This is a genomic window from Sulfurivermis fontis, from assembly GCF_004001245.1.
Taxonomy (GTDB): Bacteria; Pseudomonadota; Gammaproteobacteria; order Thiohalomonadales; family Thiohalomonadaceae; genus Sulfurivermis; species Sulfurivermis fontis.
On record NZ_AP018724.1, the window covers coordinates 868,885 to 894,773 of the forward strand.

Sequence of the window (25,889 nt, forward strand, 5' to 3'; positions counted from 1 at the left end):
GATGTCATCATGCTGAAGAAACTGTTCATGGTTTTGCTGCTGTCCCTCGGTGCCATGCAGGCCCACGCCGCCGGGGACGCGCAACTGGTGCAACTGATCCGCGACTGGGACACCGCCAACTTCACCCTGCAGGGCGATGCGAAGGAGAAGGCACTGGCCGACCTGGCCGAACGTGCCAAGGCCGTCAGCGCCGCCATGCCGAACCGCGCCGAACCGCTCATCTGGCAGGCCATCGTGCTGTCCAGCTATGCCGGCGCCAAGGGCGGCCTCGGTGCGCTCAGTCTGGTGACCGAGGCGCGCGACCTCCTGCTCAAGGCCGAGCAGATCGATGCTGCAGCCCTGCAGGGTTCGGTGTACACCTCGCTGGGCAGCCTCTATTATCAGGTGCCCGGCTGGCCCATCGGTTTCGGCGACGACGACAAGGCGCGCGCCTATCTGGAAAAGGCGCTGCAGATGAATCCCGACGGCATGGACCCCAACTACTTCTACGGCGATTTCCTCATTGCCGAGCACGACTACAAGAAGGCCCTCGCCGTGCTGGAGAAGGCGCTGGCGGCGCCGCCGCGGCCGGGGCGCGAGATCGCCGACGCGGGACGGCGCAAGGAGATCATGGCGGCGATCGACCTGGCCAGGAAGAAGATGAACGAACCGATCTACTGATCCTCTATGCGATTACTGCTGGTTGAAGACGATCCCCTCCTGGGCGACGGCATCGGTGCCGGCCTGCGCCAGGAGGGGTATGCCGTGGACTGGGTGCGCGATGGCGAGGCGGCGGTGCAGGCCTGTGCCTCGGATCGCTTCGACCTCATCGTGCTCGACCTCGGCCTGCCGCGCCTCTCCGGCATGGAGGTGCTCAAACGCCTGCGCCGCAACGGCAACGACACGCCGGTGCTGATCCTCACGGCCTATGATGCAGTGGCCGATCGGGTGCAGGGACTGGACGCCGGCGCCGACGATTATCTCACCAAGCCCTTCGACATCGACGAGCTGGCGGCGCGCCTGCGTGCCCTGGCACGCCGCCGCAGCGGCCGCGCCACCACCGCCATCGAGCACGGTGCGCTGGTGCTCGACCCCGCCGCCCATACCCTTACCTGCAACGGCGTGCCGGTGGAGCTGCCGGCGCGTGAGTTCGCCCTGCTGCATCTGCTGTTGCAGCATGCCGGCGAGGCGCTGTCGCGCAGCCGGCTGGAGGAGGCGCTGTACGGCTGGGACATGGGCGTGGAGAGCAACACGCTGGAAGTCTATATCCATCACCTGCGCAAGAAGCTGGGGGCAGACTTGATCCGCACCGTGCGCGGCGTCGGCTACATGGTGCTGAAATGAATTCGATACGGCTGCGCCTGCTGTCGCTGTTGATGGTCATCTTTCTGGTGATGTGGCTCGGCATTGTGTATGTCACCTGGTGGAGGACCGCACACGAGGCGGAGGAGGTCTACGACGCCCACCTGGCGCGGGCCGGTCATGTGCTGGCCGGCATGGTGCTGCATGAGCTGAAGGAGCCGGCAACCGGCAGCGTGAAGCCAAAGCCCACGGCGCATGATCTGCAGGAAGAGGTCGCGGAGCTGGAGAAGCTGTTCTTCGATCAGAAATATGCCGCCAAACTGGAGTTCCGCATCTGGCTGCGGGGCCGTCCCTTCCTGCAATCCTCCGGCAGTCCGCCGTCAGAGCGGCCGCAGCGGGCAGGATTTGCGGACATCGCCGATGCGGGCGGGGCGTGGCGCAGTTACGCCATGCACGTGGCGGAGCCCGACCTGATGGTGCAGGTGGTGGAGCGCCATGCCGTGCGCGAAACGATGATCAATGAAATCACCGGGCAGGTTCTGGTTCCCATCATCCTGGCCCTGCCGATTCTGGTGTTCGCCATCTGGGGGGGGATCGGCCGTGGCCTGAGGCCGCTGCGGCAACTGGCAGGTGAAGTGGAGCGGCGTTCCGCCACCCAGTTGGATCGCTTTGGCCGCGACACCCGTATTCCGCGCGAGGTGCAGCCGCTGGTCACCGCGCTGAATGACCTGCTGGCGCGGCTGGAAGACGCCTTTGCCCGCGAACGCCGTTTCACCGCCGATGCCGCCCATGAGTTGCGCACGCCGCTGGCCAGCCTGAAGACCCAGGCGCAGGTGGCGCTGCGTGCCAGGGATGACGAGGATCGCCGCCGCGCCCTCACGGCGATCATGAGTGGTGTGGATCGCGCCAGTCATCTGGTGGAACAGTTGCTTACGCTGGCGCGTCTCGATCCGGAGCAGGGACCGGGCGAGTTCACGCCCGTGGCGCTGCGCGCGCTGGCGGAGGAGGCCATCGGACTGTGCATGCCGCTGGCGGTCGGCAAGCAGATCGATCTCGGTCTGGGGGCCGCCGAGGCGCTCGACGTACAGGGCAATCCGCTGGCCCTGCTGGTGTTGGTGCGCAATCTCATCGACAACGCTGTGCGCTATACACCGTCCGGCGGTCAGGTGGAGGTCAGCCTGCGCCGCGAGGGGCGGCACGCCGTCGTCGCCGTGGCCGACAGCGGGCCGGGGATCCCCGTCGCCGAGCGGCAGCGGGTGTTCGAGCGTTTCCATCGCGGCCTCGGTCATGATGCCCAGGGCTGCGGGCTGGGTCTGTCCATCGTGCTGCGCATCGTCGAGATGCATGGCGGCGAGGTGCGGTTGGGCGCGGCGCCGCAGGGTGGATTGCTGGCCGAGGTGTGGCTGCCGGTGGATGGGGCAAGGATATAGCCAACAACCTGGCTGTCCAAAACAGCCAAATCCCACCCTTGAGCGCAGCATTGACGCAGGTTTTGGACGGAACGATACGGGATTTCAAATCCGTGCCTCCGGTGCTGTCCAGACCTTCCTTAAGGAAGCTCTGAATAAGTTCAGAGCTTCCGCGGCACAGGGATGTGCCGCCATTTTTCAACGACGATAAGTCGTTGAAAAATGAAGCCAAGCGAAAATCACACTTTTCGCTTGGCGTGGTCTGAGAAGTCCAGGATGGACTTATTCAGACCTTCCTTAATCCGGGACAGCGCATGCACTGTGTCGTTGCGCACCGAGGCGCGATCAGTCCATGGCTTCCTGATCGACGAAGCCGAGCCGGCGTGCCGCGGGGAGCAGAATCTCGTCGGCATAGGGGCAGCCGGTGCGGCCGGGGTCGGTTTGCAGTTGCTTGTCGGCATCGAGGGCGGCATGGCCGTGACCGGCGTGCAGGCGTTCGAGCAGGGCGGCGTAACCGGGCTGCCAGGCGTTGACCGCGCCGAAGCGCTGGCGCAGGGCGGCGAGGATCGCCATGCCGGCGAAGTCCAGGTCGCCGAAGAAATGCAGCGGTCCGGGTGTCGCGGCGCCGTCGAACCACCAGGCCTCGAAGGTGCCGCTGTCACGGTCGCTGCCGGCGTAGTGCAGCAGGGCGGCACCGCGTTCGCGGATGCGCTCGGCGCCGCCGCGGAAGCCGGCGGCATAGACCAGGGCGAGGTCCGCTGTGGCGGGCCAGGCGCCGGCGAGGGCGGCGGCGTAGCTGTCCTGATTCTCGATGAACAGCACGCCGCGGCAGGTCTCCGGCAGATATACCGCCACCACCAGCGGACGCGGCTTGAGGGGTAGCTGCGGAAACAGCGCGCGGATCAAATCTTCGCGCTCGTCCAGGCGTTTGGAGTCGCCGCGGAATATCCTGGCGCTCAACTGACGGAGGGTGAGCGGAGCGCGGAATGTGCCGCTGCGCGCCAGTGCGGTCACCACCTCGTCATCACTCCAGCCGGGGATGGCGATGCGACGCTTGAGCAGCGGCTCGATGCCGCCGGGGAAGGCCGCTGCGTGCTGCGCCACGGCGGCACGCCAGGCACGGATGGCCGGCTCCTCGCGCGGGCGGTCGAGCCAGGCACGCAGGGTGTCTTCCGCCTGCGGTGCGAAGGCGAGGCGGGCATCGCTCCATTCCGGGTCGTAGGGGCCGCGCCGTTTGTTCGGTACAACGGTGCAGACACCCCAGCTCTCCAGTGTGCGCACGAAGCGCCAGAGCTGATCGGCATCGGCGTCGCCGCGAGCGAGTGTTGGCAGATGCTTCTCAGCGGCCAGATAGGTGCGTTGTTGGCGCTCCGCTCCCGGCTGCTGGTCGAAGCGATCCAGCACCCGGCCGAGCAGGGCGCGCAGTTCGTCCTCGTCGTTCAGCCAGGGCGGCGCCGGTCGTTCCATGCGCTCTACGCCTCGCCCAGCACGTCGCTCATGAAGTCCAGTTCGGCCTGCTGGTAGACGGTACGGCGGTGCTGCGCCCACAGCTCCTGGATGCGCTCGCGGTTGCAGACCTTGCGGTCCACCAGTACGCGGGTGCGCAGTTGGCCGCGCGGCGCGCTCGGCACCTTGGCGAAGACGAACTCGTTGCTGATCAGGTCCATGAACGGACCGCACTTGCTGGTGGGCATGATGAAGGTCAGTTGCAGGCCCAGGCTGCCGGTGAGATAGCCGATGACCTCGCGCGAGCGCTGTTCGTCCATGTGCATGAAGGCCTCGTCCACCAGCACCATGCGCAGGTGGTTCTGCCCCTCGGCGAAACGGAAGGCGGAGGTGATCGCCGCCGCGCGGATGATGTAGGCCGGTGTCTCCAGCTGGCCGCCGGAGCCGGTGCCGTATTCGGACAGCGGGATCGGCGCCTTGCCCTCCACCTCCTTGTAGATTTCGTAGCGGCGGTAGTGGCGGTAGTCGGCGAGACGTTCCAGTTCGCGCAGCGCCTTGTGTTCGTCCTCTTCCAGCAGCAACGCCATCAGTTCGTCGCGCACCGCCGCCGAGCGCGGCGTCAACTGGGCGTTGAACAGCGTGGTCTCTTCGCCCAGGGCCGGGATTTTCATCACTTCTTCGAAGAAGCGGGCGTAGTCGCGGTACTCGGGGATCCATTCGCTGGCGAAGCGGAAGGTCTCGCGGTCGGCGCCGAAACGGTGGTGTTGCAGTTCGCGGTTGAGGATGTCGATCTGCCGCTCGCCGTCCTTGATGGCCTGGTGGATCTGGTGGCACAGGTGGGTGACGAAGGTGCTGTTGAAGCTTTCCTTGAGGCGGTGCAGCTCGGCGTGCTTATCCACCAGGATGTTGTTCTTGAGCAGGTTGTAGACGCGGTCCAGCTCCTGGCGCACCTGGCGGATGGTCTTGAACAGAGCGGTATCGTAGTAACCGTCGAAGCCGGTGTAGAACACGGCGTCGGCGGGGCGGCACTGACGGTTGTGTTCCTGGATCGCTTCGTCCAGTTCGTGTTCGCACTTGCGCAGGCGGGCGGCACTGTCCTCGCGCCGCGCCGCGGCGTTCTTGCCGTCGAGGTGGGACGCCTCGGCATCGCAGGCATCGAGGCGGGCGTCGAGATCGAATTCCGGCCACAGGCCGTGCAGCTCGCGCAGCGCCTGTTCGCACTGCTCGGCCTTGAGGTTGGCCTGTTCCTGCATGTCGGCCAGGGCGGTGACGGCGCGGTCGGCGGCGGCGAGCTGGTTGCCGATGCTGCCCTTTTCCTCACGCAGCCGGCCATGCTGCTCGCGCCATTGTGTCTCTTCCTGTTTCAGCCTTTCCAGTCGCGCCTCCAGGTCGCGGTGTTCGCCCAGGTCCAGGCCGGCGAGCAGGGCGTCGAGGCGCGCCAATTCGCGGCGTGATTCCAGCATGGCGGTGATGGTGTCGGCATGGCTCACCGCGACAAGGGCGTCGACGGCGGCGAGCAGGCGGCCGCTCTCCTGCATGCGTTCGCCGGCCTGCTGCCAGTCGGTGACGATCTGGTTGAGTTCGGCGCGCTTGGCGTTCAGCGCGCGTTCGCGTGCCGCGGCGCCGAACACCAGTTCGCCGTCGGCGATGTCGCAGCGGAACAGGGTGTAGCCACCGGAGCCCATGCCATCGGCGGTGAGGCCGCGGCGGGTATGGCGCAATTCCTCCGCTGTGCTCACGCGCAGCACCGTGCCAAAGCTGGCGACCAGGTAGTCGCGCGCCACGGCATGGGTGAAATCGAGCACGTGAACGATGGAGTCCTTGTCCAGGGTGATCTTCGCCGCATCCTCGGCGGCCTTGTGACCCTGGATGACGCGCGCCTTGTTGTCGCGGCCGGGCAGGGCGCGCACGATGCGGATCGCCTCGGCCTCGTGGGCCGGCTCCACCAGGATGCCGAAGCGGGCGCCGCCCAGATAACCTTCGATGGCCATCTGCCAGGCCGGGTCCTTCACCTCGACGTGGTCGCACAGCACGCGCGGGTCGGCCTGCGGACAATGGGCGCGGATCGCCGCCAGCGCCTTGTCCACGTGGGGCGGGTAGCTGACCTGTTTGCCTTCCAGGCGATCGATCTCGTTCTGTTTCCTGCGCTGCTGCTCCTCCAACTGTTCGTAGCGGCGGCGCCGCTCCAGGTGCAGCCCGGCCAGGGCGTCGCGGCGGCCCTCATCGTGCAGGTGTTCCACCAGGCGGTTCTGCGCGCGCTGCGCGTCGCGCGCCTGGTCCAGGTACTGCTCCAGCGCGGCGAGGTCGCCGGTGAGGTCCTGTTGCAGCAGGCGCGCCAGGTCGATCTCGCCGCGCCGGCCACGATCCACCGCCTCGCGCGCCAGGGTGCGGGTCTCCATGTCGGCCAGCAGCGGCAGTTCCTGCACCAGTGCCGCCCCTTGCAGCCCCTCGGCGATGAGGCGGATGTGACCGCTGTTCTGCTGCACGCGGTTGTCCTGGGCCAGCAGGTCGCGGCCCAGTTCGCTCAGGCGCTGGACCTGGCCTTCACGCTGGCGCTCCAACTGGTCCTTCTGGCGCAGGGCGTCGACGCCCTGGCGTTGCGCCTCCAACTGGATGCGCTGATCGTGTACCTGCTCCTGGCGCTGCACTGCCAGGCGGATCTCCTCGTCCAGTTCGACGGCGCGATGGCGCAGGCGCTCCTGCTCGCGCTTGGCGTTGAGGTAGTCCTGTTGCCGCTGCAGATAGTCGTGGCGCGCCAGGGTGTAGTCGAGGGCGGTGAGGTCGATCCAGTGTTCCAGATAGTGCCGGGCATGGGCGCCGGCCTGCTCCAGGCGGGCGATGCTTTCCACCAGGCGGGCCGCCTCGCGCTCCATGCCGTGGATAGTTTTGAGCTGGCCGGCGACGGTGCGGATCGCCTCGCCCATGTCACGGCGTTCGAGGATTTCCTCGGCGACGAACTGGTCGATGCTGTTTACCGGCTTGTAGGCCATGAAGCGGGAGAAGGCACGCGCCGCCGCTACCGCCTCGCGTTCGGTGACCTGCTCGGCGCGCCCGCGCAGGGCGGCGTAGAGGCGGCGCAGATAGCCCTTCTTGGTGTCGTAGCGCTCGATGGCGCGCTTGCCGAATTCGGTAAGCAAGTGGCCTGGCAAATCGTCCAACGGTGTGACGTAGCGGCCGCCGCCGTCCTCCCGTTGCAGGTGGCGCAGTTCCAGTTCGACGCCGGGCAGGATGAAAAACACCGGATTGTCATTGCGTGCCACCGGTTGGCTGCCGCCCTGTTCCAGCCAGGCACGCACGCCGATGAGGGCGGTGAAGGGCGGCGCCGTCTCGCCGCGGGTGGGATGGAATACCGCGGCGAGATAACCGTCGCAGGGGTCGAGGCGGGCGTAGCTGCCGTCGTCGCAGCCGAGCACGTAGGAGGCGAGGGTGCGCACGCGCTTGCCGCCGCGGCCGCGCTGGGTGGTCTCGTCCTGGCCCGGGTTGTACTGGAACAGATTTTCGTGCGCCGCGGTCATCACCGTCTGGATCGCGTCGGCGGCGGTGGTCTTGCCCGAGCCGTTACCGCCGGAGAACAGGTTCACCGGGCCGAGATCGAACTCGCCGTTGGGCAGGTTGCCCCAGTTGACGTAAATGAATCGTTTCAGAAACACCGGGGGCTCCAGTTCGCAAAAAAGAATCCAACGCAATGACGCGAAGAGCGCAAAGGGTTGTCGTTCAGGTTCGGGGGCATCGCCCTGTTGTCCGCGCGCACCATGACGAGGTCCGGAGTCATTTCAATCATCGCCTTCCTCGGCGTCCTCTGCGGCGAAGGCCTTTGCTTCTTGCAGCGCCTCCAGTGCACCGGCGCCGACGAAGTCGACGATCATCGGGTGGATGCGCAGCCAGGATTCGCCGCTGTCGATGTCTTCATCCTGGCGGAAGTCGATGAGGCGCAGCTGCTTGAGGCGCTGGAACAGGCGTTTGCGCTCGGTGATCTTCTCCGGCAGCGGGCGGCCGAGCAGGTTCTTCATGGCGATGCCGAGGGATTCGAAGGACTCGGTGACGAAGCCGCGCTCGTCCAGCTTGCCCTCGCGCAGGGCCTTGTCGTATTGCACGCGCAGCACCAGCAGCAGTGCCACTTCGTTCTGGCTCAGGCGCGCGCGCAGGCTGCCGGCGAAGGCCTGTTCGGCGGCATCCTCCATGCCCGGCAGCTGGCTGCCCGGCGGCAGCAGGCGCAGGTATTCGAAGCGGCGGTCGATCTGTACCTGGATGCCGAACAGGCCGAGCAGCTCGCGCACCGGCTGCTCGGCGCGCAGGAAGCGGTCGTACAGCTCGCGCTCGGTCTGGCTCTCGTCACGGCACAGGATGCCGTAGTTGAGCAGCCGCACCAGCAACTCGCGCAGTTCGTCGGTGGACACGGCGGCGGATTCGAGCCGCTGTTCCAGATAGTCGTGTAAGGTCGGTTGCATGGTCATTTTAATCAGTTGCAGGCTGCAAGAAAAGAAAGACACTCCTCCTTGTCACTTGTCACTTGTCACTTGTCACTTGTCACTGGTTATCATCCACCAGCTCGATGAGGAATTCGTCGCTGGCCTCGTAATAGTCGGTGCGTACCACCTGGCCGGTGGGTTCGACGCGGAAGCGCAGGCCGCCGTCGGCGGCGGTGCCGGCCTCGATGGCGTGGGCGGCGCGCAGCAGGTCGCGGGCATCGCGTACCGGCAGGCTGGTGGTGCGCACGCTGTGGCCGCCGGCGAGGGCCTCCATCAGGTAGTCGCGCAGTTCGCGGTTGTTGAGCGCAAAGGCCCGCTCCAGGACCTGCTGCACGAACAGCTTGCGCCGCTCCTGCGGGTCGTCGGCCTGCTCCCGTTCCACCGCGCTATTGACGATGCGGCGGCTGCGCGGGCCGTGCAGCCGCAGTGCTTCGGGGTCGGCAAAGCCGACGTTGAGGGTGGCGAGCCGATCGCCCACCGCGTCCAGGGCATCGGCGTAGCCGGCGTCGTCCAGCGCGGCGAGGCGGCGGCAGGCGCCGAGCAGTTCGTTGCGCGCCGCGCCGCTGAAGCTGAGCTGGCGGATGATGATGTCGGCGCGGCGGGTGAAACCGTGCAGGGCGCGGCGCAGCGCCGGCAGCATCACCTCGCAGGCGGCGTGCAGGCGGGCGTCGATGCCGTCGAGGATGGCGAGGTAGAGCGAGCGCTCGCGGTCGCTGACCAGTTCCGGCGCGGCACGGCGCAGTTCGCGTTCGGCATTGGCCTTAAAGTCGCGCTGCTTGCGCCGCGCCTTGCCGATGAGTTCGGCGATCTCGTCGCGGTATTTCTCCACACTGTCGGCGGACAGACGCACGGCGAGGTCGGGCATGAACTTCTTTTCCATGAAGTCGAAGAATTCGTCGGCGGCGCGCTGCACGATCTGCTGTGCCTCGATGTCGCGCACCAGCTGGCGCTTGCGCTCGTCCAGCTCGGTGATGATGTCGGAGAAGTCGGCGACGATGCGCTCGGAGTATTCGTAGGCGTCGAGCAGGTCGTACACCTCGCCGCGGTCGAGAAAGGCGCGCAGGGCGTTGCGGGTGTTGCGCGTGTTGCGGTGGCGGGTGCGGAAGCGGCCGCCGGCGGTCTCCACCATGGGCTGGGTGAACAGGCGGCCGATGCGGGTGAAGGCGTAACTGCTTTGCAGCGTGGCCTCGTCGGTCTGGCGCTCCAGCCAGCCGTGCTCCAGCAGCAGGTTGAGCACCCAGTTGGCCTGCTCGCGCTCGCCGCGCGGCGCCGCCTCGTCGTCGCCGTCCAGCAGCGGCGTGCGGGTGATGGCCTCGCTGAATACCTCCAGCACCTGGTCGCGGTCGCACAGGCGGCTGTAGTCGGCGTGCGAGGTATAGAAGCGCGCATACAGGGCGCTCAGGCAGGCGACGACCTGTTCGCGGTATTTGCCCGTCAGGGGACGGAAGAAGTGCAGGTGATCAGCGGTGAAAAACATCTACTGCGCCCAGTTTTCCACCCGCAGCCCTTCGATGCGGCGGAATTTACGGCCGTCGTTGGTGACCAGGGTGAGTTCTTCGGTCAGGGCTGGGCGGCCTGTCTGTTGCGCGGGCTTTGTCGCTAACCCTACAGCCGCTCTGCCTTTGTCGCCTATGATACTGCCGTGCGTGGTGTGTCGTGAGAAAATGGGTATCCGCAATCTGTGATTGATCCTCCCTCCTAGCCACCCAATGTAACCAGTGGCGAGGATGTTTATGACCATTTGCTGTGGTCATTACTTTTGCTACAATAATGACTATCGTAATATGACTATGGGCAGATATATGCAAGAACAGGTTTCAAAGTCTCAATTCAAGGCTAAGGCGCTGGAGCTGTTTCGGCAAGTGGAATCCAGTGGTGACGCGGTAATTGTCACTGACCATGGCAAGCCAACCATTGAGGTGCGTCGTTACCGAAAGACTGAGCGTAGCCCCCTCGACGTACTCAAGGGTAGCGTGATCGAGTATGCAGGGCCTACTGAGCCTGTCGGAGAGGGAGACTGGGAGGCGCTGGGGTGATCGTACTGGATACACACGCACTCATCTGGTGGGTGAATGGTGATCCACAGTTATCGGCTAATGCCAAAAAGGCGATTGAGTCAGAATTGTCGGCGGAGGGTCAGGTGCTCATCTCGGCCATTAGTGCCTGGGAAATCGCCATGCTGGTTGCAAAGGGTAGGCTGGCCCTGACAATGGATATTGATGACTGGCTGGAAACGGTCGCCTCTATCGAGGGCGTCTCCTTTGTGTCGGTAGATACCGATGTCGCTGTGCAGTCAGTACGCCTACCCGGGGAGTTCCATCCTGATCCGGCAGACAGGCTGATCGTGGCGCTGGCACGGCACCACTCAGTCCCCCTTGTTACTGCTGATGACAAGATTCGTGAGTATCGGCATGTGAAAACGATTTGGTGATGATGAGCAAGAGTATCAGCTTTAAGAGGCCGGAACCGGAAGAGAAGGAGATCAACTACGGGGCCGACCTATCAACACTGGTGAGGTGATTGAGGGTGGGGACATCTAACCCCTGATCAATCACGAAATGCGGATGCCCAGATTTCCATGATTCCAGTGTCATGACGCATGTTTCAGTGTTGGCACGGACGTTGCCAATACCTGTTCGTCAGCATTATCCCTGTCCCAAGGCAAGATGTCATGCGCACACCCCGCGTCATGCTGTGCACCCTCTTTGTCATGGCCTCGGCGGTGGGGGCGCGCGACCTCTGAACCGGCGGGCATTTGTCGCGGGTCTTGCCATTCGCTCGTCTGCTGGCACAGGAGGCGGGGTTATCTGCCGAGGTGGAGGCGAAGGTGGCTCTGATCGGCTTAGCTGCACGCATAGTGCGAATTTGTGATGCCTTCGACGCCATGACCGGCATCCGGTCCGGGTGCAAGAGGAGGCCAATCGCAAAGGCGCTCGACATCCTCCGCGATAACCTCGGTACCCAGTTCGACCGCGATCTGGGGGAGCGCTGCCTCGCTCTCGGCGAGAGGGAGCCGGGCTTGCGTTTTGCCGCCTTCTTGCGTTATATATGCACATATATAGCGTAGGAGGTATTGGTATGGGCAGACAGTCTGGCCCGCGACTGCGCATCCTGCTCGGCTCCGATATTGCGTTAGGCCCCGGTAAGGCCGAGCTGCTCGACGCGCTGGCGCGCACCGGTTCCATCTCGGCGGCGGCGCGCGAAATGGGGATGTCATACCGGCGTGCCTGGCTGTTGGTGGACACCATGAATGCCTGTTTCCGGCAGCCTTTGGTGGAAACAGCCACGGGTGGCAAGGGCGGTGGCGGCGCCCGCGTGACCGAGTTCGGCCTCGATGTGCTGGCCCGCTATCGGGCCATGGAGATCAAGGCAGCGGCGGCGATTGCCGGCGAAATGCGTGATTTCACGCGGCTGCTGGCGACAGAAACTGAATGAAGCAAGGTGGGGCGGGCAGCCCCTTGTTTTGACAACCGTTATATACGAAAAAATATATCGGAAGGGTTAATCATGAAAACATCGTTACGCCTGCTGGCGCTGTTCCTGCTTTCCTTCCCGCTGGCGCGCCCGCTCCTGGCGGAGACGTTGACCATTGCCGCCGCCGCCGATCTCAAGTTTGCCATGGCCGAGGTGGTGGAGCAGTTCCGCGCCGCCCGGTCCGGCGACAAGATCGACGTGATCTACGGTTCGAGCGGCAAGTTCTTCACCCAAATCAAGAACGGTGCGCCGTTCGACATGTATTTCTCCGCCGACATCGAGTACCCGCGCGCGCTGGAGAAAGACGGCCTGACCAGCGGTATCACCCGGCCCTATGCCATTGGCCGCATCGTGCTGTGGAGCCTGAACCCGGAGCTGGCCCAGACCGCGTTGCGGGATTTGCCCAAGGCGCCGATCCGCAAGTTCGCCATCGCCAATCCCCATCATGCCCCCTACGGCCTGCGCGCCAAGGAGGCGCTGGAGCATCAGGGCGTCTGGTCGGCCATGGAAGCGAAACTGGTGCTGGGGGAGAACATCGCCCACACCGCGCAGTTTGTCGATTCCGGTGCGGCGGAGGCCGGCCTGGTGGCCCTGGCCCTGGTGCTGTCACCGACCATGGCGGGCAAGGGGGCGTGGACACCGATCCCGGCGCAGTGGCACGAGCCGCTGGAGCAGGGCTATGTCATTACCCGGCGCGCTGCCGGCAACCCGCTGGCCCAGGCCTTCTCCGACTACATGGCGAGCGAACCGGCGCGCGTGGTGATGCGGCGCTACGGCTTCGTGCTGCCGGGGGAAGAGGGGAAATAACATGTCCGCGGCCGACTGGATGGCATTGAGCACCACGCTCAAGCTCGCGGCGGTCACCACGCTGGTGCTGTTGATAGTCGGCACGCCGATCGCCTGGTGGCTGGCGCGGACGAAGAACAGGGTAGCGGTAGTGGTGGAAGCGGTGGTGGCCCTGCCCCTGGTGTTGCCGCCCACGGTGCTGGGCTTCTACATGCTGGTGGCGTTGGGCCCGAACGGCTTCATCGGCGGCACGCTGCTGGCGCTGGGCTGGCATCACCTCGCCTTCACCTTCGCCGGCCTGGTGGTGGCCTCCACCCTGTACTCCCTGCCCTTCATGGTGCAGCCGCTCAAAGATGCCTTCGCCGCCGTGGGCAGCCGGATGACCGAGGCCGCCGCCACCCTGCGCGCTTCGCCCTGGGACAGCTTCTTCAGTGTGGTGCTGCCGCTGTCGCGGCGCGGCTTGCTCACCGCGACGACACTGACCTTCGCCCATACCGTGGGTGAGTTCGGCGTGGTGCTGATGGTGGGTGGCAACATCCCGGGCGAGACGCGCGTGCTGTCCATCGCCATCTACGACCACGCCGAGGCCATGGACTACGCCAGCGCCCATGTGCTCGCCGGCGGCCTGCTGGTGGCCTCGTTCCTGTTGTTGTTCATGGTGTATTTCCTGAATCGGCGCTATCACGTGGTACACGTATGAACAACCAGGCGACGCACCGCCAGCGTGGCTGGCCTGCGGCTAGGCGCAGTGCCCTCGGTCCGGCGCCTGACGGGGTTGGGCCGCATTCTGCTGGTTTCCGCCGTCCTAAGGTGTTCCAGCACACGCAGGAATGGAAATGCCGATGAATAGCGAAAACATGCAGGCGCGCTTCAAGCTGGCCTACCCCGCTTTCACCTTGGATGTGGACCTCGACCTGCCCGGCCGCGGGGTGACCGCGTTGTTCGGCCATTCCGGCTCCGGCAAGACCACCCTGCTGCGCCTCATCGCCGGGCTGGCGCACACGCACGAGGGTTATTTCGCTATGAAGGGCGAGGTCTGGCAGGACGGCCGCTTCTGCCTGCCCACGCATCGACGCGCCCTGGGCTATGTGTTCCAGGAGGCCAGCCTGTTTCCGCACCTGAGCGCGCGCGGTAACCTGGAGTACGGCATGAAGCGATCTGCGGAACGCCTCGACCGCGCCGCCCTCGACCACGTCATCGAACTGCTCGGCATCGGCCACCTGTTGGAGCGCAAGCCGGGCCAGCTCTCCGGCGGTGAACGCCAGCGCGTCGCCATCGCCCGCGCCCTGGCCATCAAGCCCCGCCTGCTGCTGATGGATGAACCGCTGTCGGCCCTGGACTTGAAGCGCAAGCAGGAGATCCTGCCCTATCTGGAACGCCTGCACGATGAACTGGAAATCCCGGTACTCTATGTCACCCACTCGCCGGACGAAGTGGCGCGGCTGGCCGATCACCTGGTCCTGCTGGAAGGCGGCAAGGCGCTGGCCGCCGGCACCATCAATGAGGTGATGACGCGGCTCGATCTGCCGCTGGCGCGCGACGAGGTCGCCGAATCGATCATCGAAACCGTGGTCGCCGGCCACGATGACAAGTACAACCTCACCTATCTCGACTGCCGCGGCGGCCGCTTCGCCGTCGGCCGCCTGCAACGCACCACCGGCAAACCCGCCCGCGTGCGCATCCACGCCCGCGACGTCAGCATTGCCCTGAAGGAACACCGCGACAGCAGCATCGCCAACATCCTCCAGGCCCGTGTGCAGGAGATCGTCCCGCTCAACGACTGGCAGATGATCGTCCGCCTCGGCCTCGGCCCCGAGGCCGCCATCCCGCTGCTCGCGCGCATCACCCGCCGCTCCGCCGACCTGCTCGAACTCACACCCGGCAAGCAGGTATATGCCCAGGTGAAGAGCGTGGTGCTGGCGGAGTGAGCGGGATTCCTGCCAAGGAAACTCTGAACTTAGGAAGGTCTGAATAAGTCCATCCTGGACTTCTCAGACCACGCCAAGCAAAAAGTGTGATTTTCGCTTGGCTTCATTTTCAACGACTTATCGTCGTTGAAAAATGGCGGCACATCCCTGTGCCGCGGAAGCTCTGAACTTATTCAGAGCTTCCCTAATTCAGTGCTTCCTCAATTCAGCGTTACTTTATTCCGCCGCCAGCAGGCCTTTCAGGTAATAGATCAGCTCCAGTGCGCCGCGCGGTGTGAGGCTGTCGGGGTCGAGCTTGCGCAGTTCCACCACCACCGGCACATCGGGCGGCGGCGGCAGGGCCAGGGCCAGCTGGTGCGCCGGGTTGTCGTAGTCGCGGTGGGCGGCGTTGTCGGTTTCCAGTTCGATCAGCTTGCGCCGCGCCGCCTCGATCACCGCGCGCGGCACACCGGCCAGTTGCGCCACCTGCAGGCCGTAGCTCTGGCTGGCCGGGCCGTCCTTCACCGCGTGCAGGAACACGATGGTGTCGCCGTGCTCCACCGCGTCGAGATGCACGTTGACCACGCCCTCCACCAGTTCGGGCAGGGCCGTGAGTTCGAAGTAGTGGGTGGCAAACAGGGTATAGGCGCGGACGCGCTCGGCCAGATCGCGCGCCACCGCCCAGGCCAGCGACATGCCGTCGAAGGTGCTGGTGCCGCGTCCGATCTCGTCCATCAGCACCAGGCTCTGGTCGCTGGCGTTGTGCAGGATGTTGGCGGTCTCGGTCATCTCCACCATGAAGGTCGAACGGCCGGAGGCGATGTCGTCGGAGGCGCCGATGCGGGTGAAGATGCGATCCACCGGGCCGATGACGGCACGTGTGGCCGGGACGTGGCTGCCGATGTGGGCCAGCAGCACGATGAGCGCCGTCTGGCGCATGTAGGTGGATTTGCCGCCCATGTTGGGGCCGGTGACGATGAGCATGCGGCGGTTGTCACCGAGCACGATGTCGTTGGGCACGAAGGGCGCGCTGCTGTACTGCTCCACCACCGGGTGCCGGCCGCCTTCGATGGTGATGCCCGGTGTGGCGCTCAGTTGCGGCTGTACCCAATTCAGCGTCTCGGCGCGCTCGGCGAGGTTGGCCAGCGCGTCGATCTCCGCCAGCGCGCTGGCCATGTCCTGCAACGCGCCCAGTTCCGCGCACAGGCTGTCGAGCAGGGCGTCGTACAGCGCCTTTTCCCGCGCCAGGGCGCGTTCCGCGGCGGACAACGCCTTGTCTTCGAATTGTTTCAGTTCCGGCGTGATGTAGCGCTCGGCGCCCTTGAGGGTCTGGCGGCGGATGTAGTCGTCGGGCACCTTCTCGCTTTGGGCACGCGTCACCTCGATGTAATAGCCGTGCACCTTGTTGTAGCCGACCTTGAGGGTGGCGATGCCGCTGCGGGCGCGTTCGCGCTGTTCCAGATCGACCAGATACTGGCCGGCGTTCGCGCGGATGGCGCGCAGCTCGTCCAGTTCCGCGTCGAAGCCGGCGGCGATGACGCCGCCGTCGCGGATGAGCAGCGGCGGCGCCTCGATGATGGCGCGTTGCAGCAGGTCATGCAGCTCGGGTCGGGCGGCGCAGCGCGCGGCCAGTTCGGTGAGGCGCGTTGCGTCCAGCGCGGCGAGCCGTTGCCGCAGGGCGGGCAGGCGGCCGAGGGCGGTGCGCAGCTGCACCAGGTCGCGCGGGCGCGCCGAGCGCAGGGCGACGCGGGCGAGGATGCGCTCGACATCGCCGCTGCCGCGCAGCAGATCGCGCAGCGGTTCCCACTGCCGTTGTTCGATGAGCGATGCCACGGCCTGCTGGCGTGCGCCGAGCACGCCGTGGTCGCGCAGCGGCCGGTGCAGCCAGCGGCGCAGCAGGCGGCTGCCCATCGGCGTGGCGGTGTGGTCCAGCACGCCGGCCAGGGTGTGTTCCGGGTTGCCGCCGAGGGCGTGTTCCAGTTCCAGGTTGCGGCGGCTGGCGGCATCCAGCAGCACCGCCTCGTCGCGCCGTTCCAGCGCCAGGCCGCGCAGATGGGGCAGGGCGGCGCGCTGGGTCTCCTGCACGTATTGCAGCACGGCGCCGGCGGCGCCGAGGGCGGTGGTCAGGTGGTCGCAGCCGAAGCCGGCCAGGTCGCGGGTGCCGAACTGGGTGGCGAGCAGGCGGCGGGCGGTGTCGGGTTCGAAGCGCCAGGGCGGCAGGCGCTGCACGCCGCGCCGCCCCTGCCACAGGGGATGCGCGGGCAGATCGTCGGCCAGCAGCAGTTCCGCCGGATCGATCCGCTCCAGTTCGCCGGCCAGGGCCTCGTCGCCCTGGACCTCCATCACGGTGTAGCGGCCGGAGGTGAGGTCCAGGGTCGCCAGCCCCCAGGTGTCGCCGCTGCGATGGATGCCGCACAGCAGGTTGTCGCGCCGCTCCTCCAGCAGGGCCTCGTCGGTGACGGTGCCGGGGGTGACGATGCGCACCACCTTGCGCTCCACCGGTCCCTTGCTGGTGGCCGGGTCGCCGATCTGCTCGCAAATGGCCACCGACTCCCCCAGGCGGATGAGGCGGGCGAGGTAGCCTTCGACGGCGTGGTAGGGCACGCCGGCCATGGGGATGGGGGCCCCGGCGGAGCTGCCGCGGGTGGTGAGGGTGATGTCCAGCAGTTGCGCCGCCCGCTTGGCGTCGTCGTAGAACAGCTCATAGAAGTCGCCCATGCGGTAGAACAGCAGCAGGTGCGGGTTCTCCGCCTTGATGCGCAGGTACTGCTGCATCATAGGGGTGTGGGCGGTCAGGGCTTGGGGCTGGGCGGGACGGTTCATGGTGCGGGAAGGATAACGAAAAAGCCATGCCGCCGCGAAGGGTTGCACGATACGGCAGCGGTCTGTTACCAATGACCCGATTACATAAGGAGAGGAGCGGGAGCGTGAACAGAGATTACGAGGAAAAGCGCAATTTCATCCGCATGTGCATGGACTGCCCCATGACCTTCACCCGCTACGACGGCAGCGTGCACAGTGCGTTGGCCCGTGATCTGAGCGGCAGCGGGGTGGGGTTCGTCACCGATCAGGCCTTGACCCTGGGAGAGGTGCTGGCGGTACAGGTGGTGCCGCAGCAGGCTGTGGTGGCGCCCTTGCGGGCGGAGGTGGAGGTGGTGCGGGTACAGCCGGCGGCCGAGGGCGGCTATGACATCGGCGTGACCATCCGGCGTTTTCTTTAGACGATTTCGTCCAGTCCTTGGTGTATGCCGGTGACCGCCCCGCCGGCATAGGCCAGATAGGCGGACAGGGCACGGGCGGCATAGGGCGAGGTGCCATTGCCGGGGGCGGCAGAGGCTTCCTGCATGGTTTCGGCCCGCTGCTGACGCGCGGCCCGGATCAGTTCGCGATAGTCGGTGCTATCGTTTCCCTCCACCACCTCGCCGCGGGCGATGTATTCCGTCAGGCCGTTGCCGCGGCGGTCCTGCGGCAGTCCGGGGGGAGTTCCCGTTTCCTGCGGGGCAGGCGCGCGCGCCGGCGATTGCGCGGGTTGCAGCGGCGAGTACAGGGGAAGGGGTGAGTGGCGGATTTCCATGGCGATCTAACTATAACGGATCTCGTGATGAGCGATCAGGAACTGGGCGCATTGGCGGAACAGGTGGCGGCCACCCTGTTGGCACGGGGCTGGATGCTGGCCACGGCCGAGTCCTGCACCGGCGGCTGGGTGGCCAAGGTATGTACCGACCTGGCCGGCAGTTCGCGCTGGTTCGAGCGCGGCTTCGTCACCTATACCAATGAGGCCAAGCAGGAGATGCTCGGCGTCGAGCCTGGCGTGCTGGCGGAGCAGGGGGCGGTGAGCGAGGCGACGGTGCGGCAGATGGCCGCCGGCGCGCTGGGCCGCAGCCGCGCCCGGGTGGCTCTGGCCATCAGCGGCATCGCCGGACCGGGCGGGGCCACGCCGTTCAAGCCGGTGGGCATGGTGTGTCTGGCCTGGGCGGTATCAGGTGATGCGGTGGTGAGCTGTACCCGCCATTTCGAGGGCGACCGCGACGCGGTGCGGCGCCAGGCGGTGGCGGCGGCCCTGCAAGGGGTGCTGGATGTCCTCGCCGCCGCCTGAGGGGCAGCGCCTGTTCTTCGCCCTCTGGCCGGACGCCGAACTGCAACGGGCGCTATATAAGGTGGGCCGGGCCATCGCCCCGCCGGGCGGCAAACCCATGGCGACGCACAATCTCCATATCACCCTGGCCTTTCTCGGCACGATCGATGCCGATAAGCGCGCCTGCATGGAGAAGGCGGCCGATGCCATCCACCTGCCGCCATTCGAGCTGGCTCTGGACTGCGCCGGCTATTGGCCCAGACCGCAGGTAGTATGGTTGGGATGTTCAAGCGTGCCGGAAACCTTGCGGACCCTGGCCGCCCGCCTCAATGCGGCCATGGCCGCCTGTGGCCTGACCCCGGAAAACCGCCCCTACAGCCCGCACCTGACCGTCCTGCGCAAGGCGCGCCGGGGACCGCGACAACTGGATATAAATACAGTACACTGGGCCGTGGGTGACTTCGTGCTGGTGCAGTCCTTGACCCTGCCCGAGGGGGCCCAATATCAAGTGGTGCGGCGCTGGCCGCTGGTGGGACAGATGTGAAATAATCGTCCCGATACAAGGCGGCGGGGCATGGATGGTCCCGCCCTATGCATTTTTGGAGGCAGGAATGGACGATAACAAGCGGAAGGCATTGAGCGCGGCCCTGAGCCAGATCGAGAAGCAGTTCGGCAAGGGGTCGGTGATGCGCATGGGCGACGCCGGCGTGGCGCGCGACATTCAGGCGATCTCCACCGGCTCCCTGGGGCTGGACATCGCCCTCGGCATCGGCGGTCTGCCCCGCGGCCGTATCATCGAAATCTACGGTCCGGAATCCTCCGGCAAGACCACCCTGACCCTGCAGGTCATCGCCGAGGCCCAGAAGGCCGGCGGCACCTGTGCCTTCGTCGATGCCGAGCATGCCCTCGACCCGGTCTACGCCCAGAAGCTGGGCGTCAACGTCGACGACCTGCTGGTGTCGCAGCCGGACACCGGCGAGCAGGCCCTGGAGATCACCGACATGCTGGTGCGCTCCGGCGCGGTGGACGTGGTGGTGGTGGACTCCGTCGCCGCCCTGACCCCCAAGGCGGAAATCGAGGGTGAGATGGGCGACTCCCATGTCGGTCTGCAGGCCCGCCTGATGTCCCAGGCCCTGCGCAAGCTCACCGCCAACATCAAGCGCTCCAATACCCTGGTGATCTTCATCAACCAGATCCGCATGAAGATTGGCGTGATGTTCGGCAGCCCCGAAACCACCACCGGCGGTAATGCGCTCAAGTTCTACGCCTCGGTGCGCCTCGATATCCGCCGCATCGGCGCCATCAAGAAGGGCGAAGAGGTGGTGGGCAACGAAACCCGCGTCAAGGTGGTGAAGAACAAGGTGGCGCCGCCCTTCAAGCAGGCCGAGTTCGACATCCTCTATGGCGAGGGCATCTCGCGCGAAGGGGAGATCGTCGATCTGGGCGTGAAGGCCAACATCATCGAGAAGTCTGGCGCCTGGTACAGCTACAACGGCAACCGCATCGGTCAGGGCAAGGACAATACCCGCCAGTTCCTCAAGGACAACCCGGAGCTGGCCCACGAGATCGAGGCCAAGATCCGCACCGCCGTGCTGCCTGAGGTGATCACCTCAGGCAGCGATGACGTGATGGAAGAGGCCTGATTCGCTCACTGATGTGGGGCGGAGTTGCATCCGACCCACATAGAAATATGCATCAGCAGGACGATCCCTATCCGCGCGCGATAGCGCTGCTGGCGCAGCGCGAGCATTCCGCACGCGAGCTGGAGCGCAAGCTGTGCGACAAGGGGTTTCCCTCTGGGCGGGTAGCCGAGTGCATCGCGCGTCTGCAACAGGAACGCCTGCAAAGCGATGCGCGCTATGCCGAGAGCTACGTGCACCTGCGCGCCGGCAAGGGCTACGGGCCATTGCGCATCCGCGCCGAGCTTGCCGAGCGCGGCGTGGCCGACGAATTCATTGCGCCGCCATTGGAAGAGATGGACGGGCAATGGAGTGAGCTGGCCGAACAGGCGCGGCGCAAACGTTTCGGCAACAAGCTGCCGCAGGATTTTCAGGAGCGGGCCCGGCAGGCCCGTTTTTTACAGTATCGCGGTTTTGCCACCGAACACTTTCGTCATGTGTTCAGCGGCGACGAATGAAAATTGCGTCCACAAATGCACGCGAATGGACGCAAATAGGTGAAAGAACAAAGCCCTCAGGCAGTCGTGCCGCTCCACCCATAGGGCAGGGCGGGCTTGGATAAGCCTATTAACATTCGCGTCCATTGGCGTTCATTTGCGGACCTAATTGGTTTTTGGATACTCGGCAGAAAATGTCGTCTTGAGTAAGGTAACGATGAAAAGCGCAGAGCTACGCCAGGCCTTCCTGGATTTCTTCCGCAGCAAGGGCCACGAAGTGGTCGCCTCCAGTCCGTTGGTGCCGGGCAACGATCCGACGCTGTTGTTCACCAATGCCGGCATGGTGCAGTTCAAGGATTGCTTCCTCGGTCGGGAACAGCGCAGCTACACCCGCGCCGCCTCGGTGCAGCGCTGCGTGCGCGCGGGCGGCAAGCACAACGACCTGGAAAATGTCGGCTATACCGCGCGCCACCACACCTTCTTCGAAATGCTGGGTAACTTCAGCTTCGGTGACTACTTCAAGCGCGAAGCCATCCACTACGCCTGGGAATTTCTCACCCAGACCCTCCAGCTGCCGCGCGAGAAGCTGTGGGTCACCGTCTACAAGGACGACGACGAGGCGGCGGCGATCTGGGTCAACGAGATCGGCGTGCCGGCCGAGCGTGTGACGCGGCTGGGCGAGAAGTCCAATTTCTGGTCCATGGGCGACACCGGTCCCTGCGGCCCCTGCACCGAGATCTTCTACGATCACGGCCCCGAGGTGTGGGGCGGTCCTCCGGGAACGCCGGAGGAAGACGGCGATCGCTACATCGAGATCTGGAACCTGGTGTTCATGCAGTTCGATCGCAGCGCCGACGGCACCATGACCCCGCTGCCCAAGCCGTCGGTGGATACCGGCATGGGCCTGGAACGCCTCGCCGCGGTGATGCAGCATGTGCACAGCAACTACGACATCGACCTGTTCCAGAACCTGATCAAGGCCGTGGCGGCCCTGGCCGGCAGCAAGGATTTGAGCAATCCCTCGCTCAAGGTCATCGCCGATCACATCCGTTCCTGCGCCTTCCTGGTGACCGACGGCGTGGTGCCGTCCAATGAAGGCCGTGGCTACGTGCTGCGCCGCATCATCCGCCGCGCCATCCGCCACGGCCACAAGCTGGGCCTGCGCCAGCCGTTCTTCCACAAGCTGGTGGCGCCGCTGGTCAAGGAGATGGGCGCCGCCTATCCGGAACTGGCCAAGGCCGAGGCGCAGGTGACGCGCATCCTCAATCAGGAGGAAGAGCGCTTCGCCGAAACCCTGGACCAGGGCATGCACCTGCTGGAAGAGGCCATTGCCGGCCTGTCCGGTCACGTACTGCCCGGCAGCACCATCTTCAAGCTGTACGATACCTACGGTTTCCCGGTCGACCTCACCGGCGATATCGCCCGCGAGCGCAACCTGGAGCTGGACATGGATGGCTTCGACCGCGAGATGGAGGCGCAGCGTGAGCGTGCCCGCGCTGCCTCCACCTTCGGTGCTGCCTACGGCCACAAGCTGGAAATCGCCGGCAAGACCGAATTCACCGGTTACGAGCGCATCAGCGATCAGGCCAAGGTCATCGCCCTGTACAAGGGCAGCGATGCCGTGCAGCAGCTGGCGGCCGGCGAGCAGGGCATGGTGATCCTCGACCACACGCCGTTCTACGCCGAGTCCGGCGGCCAGGTGGGCGACAAGGGGCTGCTGAGCAGCGCCGGCGCCATGTTCGAGGTGCAGGACACCCAGAAGCAGGGCGAGGCCTTCGGCCACATCGGCGTGGTGCGGCAGGGGAGTCTGAAGGTGGGCGACAGCGTCGATGCGGCGGTGGATTTCGCCGCCCGCGCCGCCACCGCCGCACACCATTCCGCCACCCACCTGCTGCATGCCGCGCTGCGCCAGGTGCTGGGTGAGCATGTGCAGCAGAAGGGCTCGCTGGTGACCCCCGAACGTCTGCGTTTCGATTTCTCCCACTTTGAATCGGTCAGCCGCGAGCAACTGCGGCGCATCGAGCAACTGGTGAACGAACAGATCCGCGGCAACAATGAGGTGCTGACCCGCATCATGGGCATTGAGGATGCCATGGCCTCCGGCGCCATGGCTTTGTTCGGCGAAAAGTACGGTGACAAGGTGCGCGTGCTGTCCATGGGCGAGTTCTCCACCGAGTTGTGCGGCGGCACCCATGTCAGCCGCACCGGCGACATCGGCCTGTTCAAGATCGTCAGCGAAGGCGGCGTCGCCGCGGGCGTGCGCCGCATCGAGGCGGTGGCCGGGCGCAGGGCGCTGGAGTGGGTGGACAGTATCGAGGACAGCCTGGAGGCCGTGGCCGCGGCGGTGAAAGGGTCGCGTGACGTGGTGGCGGACAAGGTACGTCAGATGATCGAGCGTCAGCGCAAGCTGGAAAAGGAGCTGGAGCAGCTCAAGGCGAAGCTGGCCTCCAGCCAGGGCTCCGATCTGGCCGGGCAGGCGGTGGAGGTGGCCGGCATCAAGGTGCTGGCGGCCAATCTGGAGGGTGTCGATCCCAAGGCCCTGCGCGACACCCTGGACCAGCTCAAGAACAAGCTGGGCTCGGCGGCCATCGTGCTGGCGGCGGTGCAGGGCGACAAGATCAGCCTGGTGGCCGGTGTCACCAAGGATCTGACCGACCGCCTGCAGGCCGGCAAGCTGCTGCAGGAGGTGGCGCAGCAGGTGGGCGGCAAGGGCGGCGGCCGGGCCGACATGGCTCAGGGCGGTGGTACCGAACCGGCCAAACTGCCGGCGGCCCTGGCCGCGGTGAGTGGCTGGGTGGCGCGCGAAATGGGCGCCTGAAACCGCGGCTCCCCTTTAATTTCCGGCCAATTTAGTGTTTAATCTGCGCCCTTTATACCCCTGCGGGTCACGACTTCGGCAATCATGGCGTTAATCGTTCAAAAATACGGCGGCACTTCGGTCGGCAGCATCGAACGTATCGAGAATGTCGCCAACAAGGTGATGGCTTTCCGCGAGCGCGGCGACGATGTGGTGGTGGTGCTTTCCGCCATGAGCGGCGAGACCAACCGCCTGATCGATCTGGCCAAGGCGATCCAGAATCCGCCCGATCCGCGTGAGCTCGATATGCTGGTGGCGACCGGCGAACAGGTGACCATCGCCCTGCTGGCCATGGCGTTGAAGAAGCGCGGCCAGGATGCCCGTTCCTATACCGGCGGCCAGGTGCGCATTCTCACCGACAGCGCCTTCAACAAGGCGCGCATCCTGGAGATCGACGAGGGCAATATCCGCCGTGATCTCGCCGCCGGACGCGTGGTGGTGGTGGCCGGTTTCCAGGGCGTGGACGAGCAGGGCAACATCACCACCCTGGGCCGCGGCGGTTCCGACACCACCGGCGTGGCGCTGGCCGCGGCACTGAAGGCCGATGAATGCCAGATTTACACCGATGTGGACGGTGTCTATACCACCGACCCGCGTGTGGTGCCCGAAGCGCGCCGCCTCGATCGCATCACCTTCGAGGAGATGCTGGAGATGGCCAGCCTCGGCTCCAAGGTGTTGCAGATCCGCTCGGTGGAATTCGCCGGCAAATACAACGTACCGCTGCGAGTACTGTCCTCGATGCAGGATGGTCCCGGCACCCTGATTACCTATGAGGATGAAGGAATGGAAGACGCGCTCATTTCCGGTATTGCCTTCAATCGGGACGAGGCTCAGATTACTGTGCAGGGCGTGCCCGATCAGCCGGGCGTTGCCTATCGCATTCTCGGCCCCATCGGCGAAGCCAATATCGAAGTGGACATGATTGTGCAGAACACCAGCGCTGACGGCAGCACGACTGATTTCACCTTCACTGTGCACCGTAACGACTATGACAAGGCGCTGGCCCTGCTCAAGAAGCATGCCGGTGCAATGGGCGCGCGCGAGGTCAAGGGCGACAGCAAGATCGTGAAGCTGTCGCTGGTCGGTGTCGGCATGCGTTCTCACGCCGGTATTGCCAGTACCATGTTCGAGGCGCTGGCCAAGGAGGGGATCAATATCCGCATGATCTCCACCTCCGAGATCAAGATTTCCGTTGTCGTTGATGAGAAGTACCTGGAGTTGGGCGTGCGTGCTCTGCACTCGGCCTTCAAACTGGATCAGGCGCCCGCCGCCTGAGTCCGGCGTAGTGGTTCAGTCTGCCGGCGGAACAGGGGGAACGCGGGAAGCTGGTTTTTTTATGGGCTATTATTGGTCAGCGCCCCGGGCTGGGAGAGGCCGTGACCGCGTTGGCATTACTGAATTGAATGTAAGGAGACGGGAAGATGTTGATTCTAACTCGCCGCGTCGGTGAAACGCTCATGATTGGTGAAGAGGTGAGCGTGACCGTGCTGGGTATCAAGGGCAATCAGGTCCGTATCGGTGTCAACGCGCCGAAGGACGTTTCTGTACATCGCGAAGAGATTTACGAGCGTATCCAGCGCGAGAAGCAGGAATCGGGTAACCAGTAAAACGTTTTTCGTCTTTACGCAAATTGCCCGGGCAGGTATCCTTAGCGCCTGCTGCAGTTCAGGAGAGATGGCCGAGTGGCCGAAGGCGCGCCCCTGCTAAGGGCGTATGGGTCAAAAGCCCATCGAGGGTTCGAATCCCTCTCTCTCCGCCATACGACAAGTGTTTTCTTGACAGTCACGAGCCGGATCAAGATAATACGCGTCCTCAAGCGCCCGTAGCTCAGTTGGATAGAGTACCTGGCTACGAACCAGGTGGTCGGAGGTTCGAATCCTTCCGGGCGCGCCATACACAAGCAAAAGGCCCACCAGAAATGGTGGGCCTTTTGCTTGTGTGTTGCATGATGGATTCGAACCTCCGAGATATTCAGATAATTCGGTTCGACAAGCCGCCATTGGCGGCTTGAACGCCGGAGCGAAGCGACGGCGGCCCCGCAGGGGTGAGGCCGCAGGCCGAATAATCCT

Annotated in this window: 23 protein-coding genes and 2 tRNA genes; 19 read left to right on the top strand and 6 right to left on the bottom strand. The window is 65.2% G+C overall.

The window, feature by feature from the left end; all coding sequences use genetic code 11:
- Nucleotides 1–9: 9 nt before the first annotated feature.
- From EP379_RS04500 to EP379_RS04510, 3 genes are read left to right on the top strand one after another with little or no spacing between them, the layout of a single operon-like run.
- Nucleotides 10–660: a tetratricopeptide repeat protein gene (locus EP379_RS04500; RefSeq protein ID WP_127476292.1), complete on the top strand. Its 651-nt coding sequence runs from the start codon at nt 10–12 to the stop codon at nt 658–660.
- A 6-nt stretch (nt 661–666) separates the two neighbouring features.
- Nucleotides 667–1,323: a response regulator gene (locus EP379_RS04505; RefSeq protein WP_127476294.1), complete on the top strand. Its 657-nt coding sequence runs from the start codon at nt 667–669 to the stop codon at nt 1,321–1,323.
- On the top strand, nt 1,320–2,711 hold the full coding sequence (locus EP379_RS04510; protein ID WP_127476296.1) for an ATP-binding protein: 1,392 nt from the start codon (nt 1,320–1,322) through the stop codon (nt 2,709–2,711). The genes EP379_RS04505 and EP379_RS04510 overlap by 4 nt, the downstream gene beginning before the upstream one ends.
- Before the next feature lie 324 nt (nt 2,712–3,035).
- Here EP379_RS04510 and EP379_RS04515 read toward each other — a convergent pair whose 3' ends face one another.
- The 4 genes from EP379_RS04515 to EP379_RS04530 all read right to left on the bottom strand — a co-directional run bounded on the left by EP379_RS04515 (nt 3,036) and on the right by EP379_RS04530 (nt 10,082).
- On the bottom strand, nt 3,036–4,157 hold the full coding sequence (locus EP379_RS04515) for a hypothetical protein (protein ID WP_127476298.1): 1,122 nt from the start codon (nt 4,155–4,157) through the stop codon (nt 3,036–3,038).
- Nucleotides 4,158–4,162: 5 nt separating this feature from the next.
- A complete protein-coding gene (locus EP379_RS04520) occupies nt 4,163–7,786 on the bottom strand; it encodes an ATP-binding protein (protein ID WP_127476300.1) in 3,624 nt (1,207 codons plus the stop codon).
- Between the two features lie 123 nt (nt 7,787–7,909).
- Nucleotides 7,910–8,584, bottom strand: a complete 675-nt coding sequence (locus tag EP379_RS04525; protein WP_172600376.1) for a DUF4194 domain-containing protein — start codon at nt 8,582–8,584, stop codon at nt 7,910–7,912.
- A gap of 79 nt (nt 8,585–8,663) precedes the next feature.
- The gene (locus tag EP379_RS04530) at nt 8,664–10,082 is read right to left on the bottom strand and encodes a Wadjet anti-phage system protein JetA family protein (RefSeq protein WP_127476304.1); all 1,419 of its coding nucleotides are present in this window, start codon (nt 10,080–10,082) and stop codon (nt 8,664–8,666) included.
- Between the two features lie 325 nt (nt 10,083–10,407).
- Between EP379_RS04530 and EP379_RS04535 the strand changes: the two genes are divergently transcribed.
- From EP379_RS04535 to modC, 6 genes are all read left to right on the top strand, one after another.
- Complete coding sequence (locus EP379_RS04535) at nt 10,408–10,641, top strand: type II toxin-antitoxin system Phd/YefM family antitoxin (protein ID WP_127478830.1); 234 nt, start codon at nt 10,408–10,410, stop codon at nt 10,639–10,641.
- Nucleotides 10,638–11,036, top strand: a complete 399-nt coding sequence (locus tag EP379_RS04540) for a type II toxin-antitoxin system VapC family toxin (RefSeq protein ID WP_127476306.1) — start codon at nt 10,638–10,640, stop codon at nt 11,034–11,036. The genes EP379_RS04535 and EP379_RS04540 overlap by 4 nt, the downstream gene beginning before the upstream one ends.
- A 647-nt stretch (nt 11,037–11,683) precedes the next feature.
- On the top strand, nt 11,684–12,040 hold the full coding sequence (locus EP379_RS04545; protein WP_127476308.1) for a winged helix-turn-helix domain-containing protein: 357 nt from the start codon (nt 11,684–11,686) through the stop codon (nt 12,038–12,040).
- A gap of 72 nt (nt 12,041–12,112) precedes the next feature.
- A complete protein-coding gene (modA, locus tag EP379_RS04550) occupies nt 12,113–12,886 on the top strand; it encodes a molybdate ABC transporter substrate-binding protein (RefSeq protein ID WP_127476310.1) in 774 nt (257 codons plus the stop codon).
- A gap of 1 nt (nt 12,887) precedes the next feature.
- On the top strand, nt 12,888–13,565 hold the full coding sequence (modB, locus tag EP379_RS04555; protein WP_127476312.1) for a molybdate ABC transporter permease subunit: 678 nt from the start codon (nt 12,888–12,890) through the stop codon (nt 13,563–13,565).
- Nucleotides 13,566–13,707: 142 nt separating this feature from the next.
- Nucleotides 13,708–14,793 carry a molybdenum ABC transporter ATP-binding protein gene (modC, locus tag EP379_RS04560; RefSeq protein ID WP_127476314.1) on the top strand — a complete coding sequence of 362 codons (1,086 nt, stop codon included), beginning with the start codon at nt 13,708–13,710 and terminating at the stop codon, nt 14,791–14,793.
- A gap of 216 nt (nt 14,794–15,009) precedes the next feature.
- Here modC and mutS read toward each other — a convergent pair whose 3' ends face one another.
- Nucleotides 15,010–17,595 (bottom strand): DNA mismatch repair protein MutS, encoded by a 2,586-nt coding sequence (gene mutS, locus EP379_RS04565; RefSeq protein ID WP_127476316.1) that lies wholly within the window; start codon nt 17,593–17,595, stop codon nt 15,010–15,012.
- Between the two features lie 104 nt (nt 17,596–17,699).
- Here mutS and EP379_RS04570 point away from each other — a divergent pair, with 104 nt between their 5' ends.
- The gene (locus tag EP379_RS04570; protein WP_172600377.1) at nt 17,700–17,993 is read left to right on the top strand and encodes a PilZ domain-containing protein; all 294 of its coding nucleotides are present in this window, start codon (nt 17,700–17,702) and stop codon (nt 17,991–17,993) included.
- On the opposite strand, the gene EP379_RS04575 is transcribed toward EP379_RS04570, so the two are convergent.
- Entirely contained in the window at nt 17,990–18,346 is a 357-nt protein-coding gene (locus EP379_RS04575; RefSeq protein WP_127476321.1) for a hypothetical protein, read from the bottom strand. The genes EP379_RS04570 and EP379_RS04575 overlap by 4 nt on opposite strands.
- Before the next feature lie 27 nt (nt 18,347–18,373).
- On the opposite strand from EP379_RS04575, the gene EP379_RS04580 reads away from it, so the two are divergent.
- From EP379_RS04580 to EP379_RS04620, 9 genes are all read left to right on the top strand, one after another.
- Nucleotides 18,374–18,868 carry a CinA family protein gene (locus EP379_RS04580; RefSeq protein ID WP_127476323.1) on the top strand — a complete coding sequence of 165 codons (495 nt, stop codon included), beginning with the start codon at nt 18,374–18,376 and terminating at the stop codon, nt 18,866–18,868.
- Nucleotides 18,849–19,391, top strand: a complete 543-nt coding sequence (gene thpR, locus EP379_RS04585) for an RNA 2',3'-cyclic phosphodiesterase (RefSeq protein WP_127476325.1) — start codon at nt 18,849–18,851, stop codon at nt 19,389–19,391. Before EP379_RS04580 ends, thpR begins: the two co-directional genes overlap by 20 nt.
- Nucleotides 19,392–19,458: 67 nt before the next feature.
- Nucleotides 19,459–20,490 carry a recombinase RecA gene (recA, locus tag EP379_RS04590; protein ID WP_127476327.1) on the top strand — a complete coding sequence of 344 codons (1,032 nt, stop codon included), beginning with the start codon at nt 19,459–19,461 and terminating at the stop codon, nt 20,488–20,490.
- 47 nt (nt 20,491–20,537) lie between these two features.
- On the top strand, nt 20,538–20,984 hold the full coding sequence (locus tag EP379_RS04595; RefSeq protein WP_127476329.1) for a regulatory protein RecX: 447 nt from the start codon (nt 20,538–20,540) through the stop codon (nt 20,982–20,984).
- Between the two features lie 196 nt (nt 20,985–21,180).
- Nucleotides 21,181–23,781, top strand: coding sequence for an alanine--tRNA ligase (alaS, locus tag EP379_RS04600; RefSeq protein WP_127476331.1), 2,601 nt, complete (start codon nt 21,181–21,183; stop codon nt 23,779–23,781).
- A gap of 84 nt (nt 23,782–23,865) precedes the next feature.
- Nucleotides 23,866–25,095: an aspartate kinase gene (locus EP379_RS04605; protein ID WP_127476333.1), complete on the top strand. Its 1,230-nt coding sequence runs from the start codon at nt 23,866–23,868 to the stop codon at nt 25,093–25,095.
- A 146-nt stretch (nt 25,096–25,241) separates the two neighbouring features.
- Nucleotides 25,242–25,427, top strand: a complete 186-nt coding sequence (csrA, locus tag EP379_RS04610) for a carbon storage regulator CsrA (protein WP_127476335.1) — start codon at nt 25,242–25,244, stop codon at nt 25,425–25,427.
- 61 nt (nt 25,428–25,488) lie between these two features.
- A tRNA-Ser gene (locus EP379_RS04615) sits at nt 25,489–25,579 on the top strand.
- 57 nt (nt 25,580–25,636) lie between these two features.
- Nucleotides 25,637–25,713: transfer RNA gene (locus tag EP379_RS04620), tRNA-Arg, on the top strand.
- Nucleotides 25,714–25,889 lie beyond the last annotated feature (176 nt).

Coding starts and splice junctions, on each gene's coding strand:
- EP379_RS04500 (WP_127476292.1), top strand. CDS start 10: ATGCTGAAGAAACTGTTCATGGTTTTGCTGCTGTCCCTCGGTGCCATG.
- EP379_RS04505 (WP_127476294.1), top strand. CDS start 667: ATGCGATTACTGCTGGTTGAAGACGATCCCCTCCTGGGCGACGGCATC.
- EP379_RS04510 (WP_127476296.1), top strand. CDS start 1,320: ATGAATTCGATACGGCTGCGCCTGCTGTCGCTGTTGATGGTCATCTTT.
- EP379_RS04515 (WP_127476298.1), bottom strand. CDS start 4,157: ATGGAACGACCGGCGCCGCCCTGGCTGAACGACGAGGACGAACTGCGC.
- EP379_RS04525 (WP_172600376.1), bottom strand. CDS start 8,584: ATGCAACCGACCTTACACGACTATCTGGAACAGCGGCTCGAATCCGCC.
- EP379_RS04530 (WP_127476304.1), bottom strand. CDS start 10,082: ATGTTTTTCACCGCTGATCACCTGCACTTCTTCCGTCCCCTGACGGGC.
- EP379_RS04535 (WP_127478830.1), top strand. CDS start 10,408: ATGCAAGAACAGGTTTCAAAGTCTCAATTCAAGGCTAAGGCGCTGGAG.
- EP379_RS04545 (WP_127476308.1), top strand. CDS start 11,684: ATGGGCAGACAGTCTGGCCCGCGACTGCGCATCCTGCTCGGCTCCGAT.
- modA (WP_127476310.1), top strand. CDS start 12,113: ATGAAAACATCGTTACGCCTGCTGGCGCTGTTCCTGCTTTCCTTCCCG.
- modB (WP_127476312.1), top strand. CDS start 12,888: ATGTCCGCGGCCGACTGGATGGCATTGAGCACCACGCTCAAGCTCGCG.
- modC (WP_127476314.1), top strand. CDS start 13,708: ATGAATAGCGAAAACATGCAGGCGCGCTTCAAGCTGGCCTACCCCGCT.
- mutS (WP_127476316.1), bottom strand. CDS start 17,595: ATGAACCGTCCCGCCCAGCCCCAAGCCCTGACCGCCCACACCCCTATG.
- EP379_RS04575 (WP_127476321.1), bottom strand. CDS start 18,346: ATGGAAATCCGCCACTCACCCCTTCCCCTGTACTCGCCGCTGCAACCC.
- EP379_RS04580 (WP_127476323.1), top strand. CDS start 18,374: ATGAGCGATCAGGAACTGGGCGCATTGGCGGAACAGGTGGCGGCCACC.
- thpR (WP_127476325.1), top strand. CDS start 18,849: ATGTCCTCGCCGCCGCCTGAGGGGCAGCGCCTGTTCTTCGCCCTCTGG.
- recA (WP_127476327.1), top strand. CDS start 19,459: ATGGACGATAACAAGCGGAAGGCATTGAGCGCGGCCCTGAGCCAGATC.
- EP379_RS04595 (WP_127476329.1), top strand. CDS start 20,538: ATGCATCAGCAGGACGATCCCTATCCGCGCGCGATAGCGCTGCTGGCG.
- alaS (WP_127476331.1), top strand. CDS start 21,181: ATGAAAAGCGCAGAGCTACGCCAGGCCTTCCTGGATTTCTTCCGCAGC.
- EP379_RS04605 (WP_127476333.1), top strand. CDS start 23,866: ATGGCGTTAATCGTTCAAAAATACGGCGGCACTTCGGTCGGCAGCATC.
- csrA (WP_127476335.1), top strand. CDS start 25,242: ATGTTGATTCTAACTCGCCGCGTCGGTGAAACGCTCATGATTGGTGAA.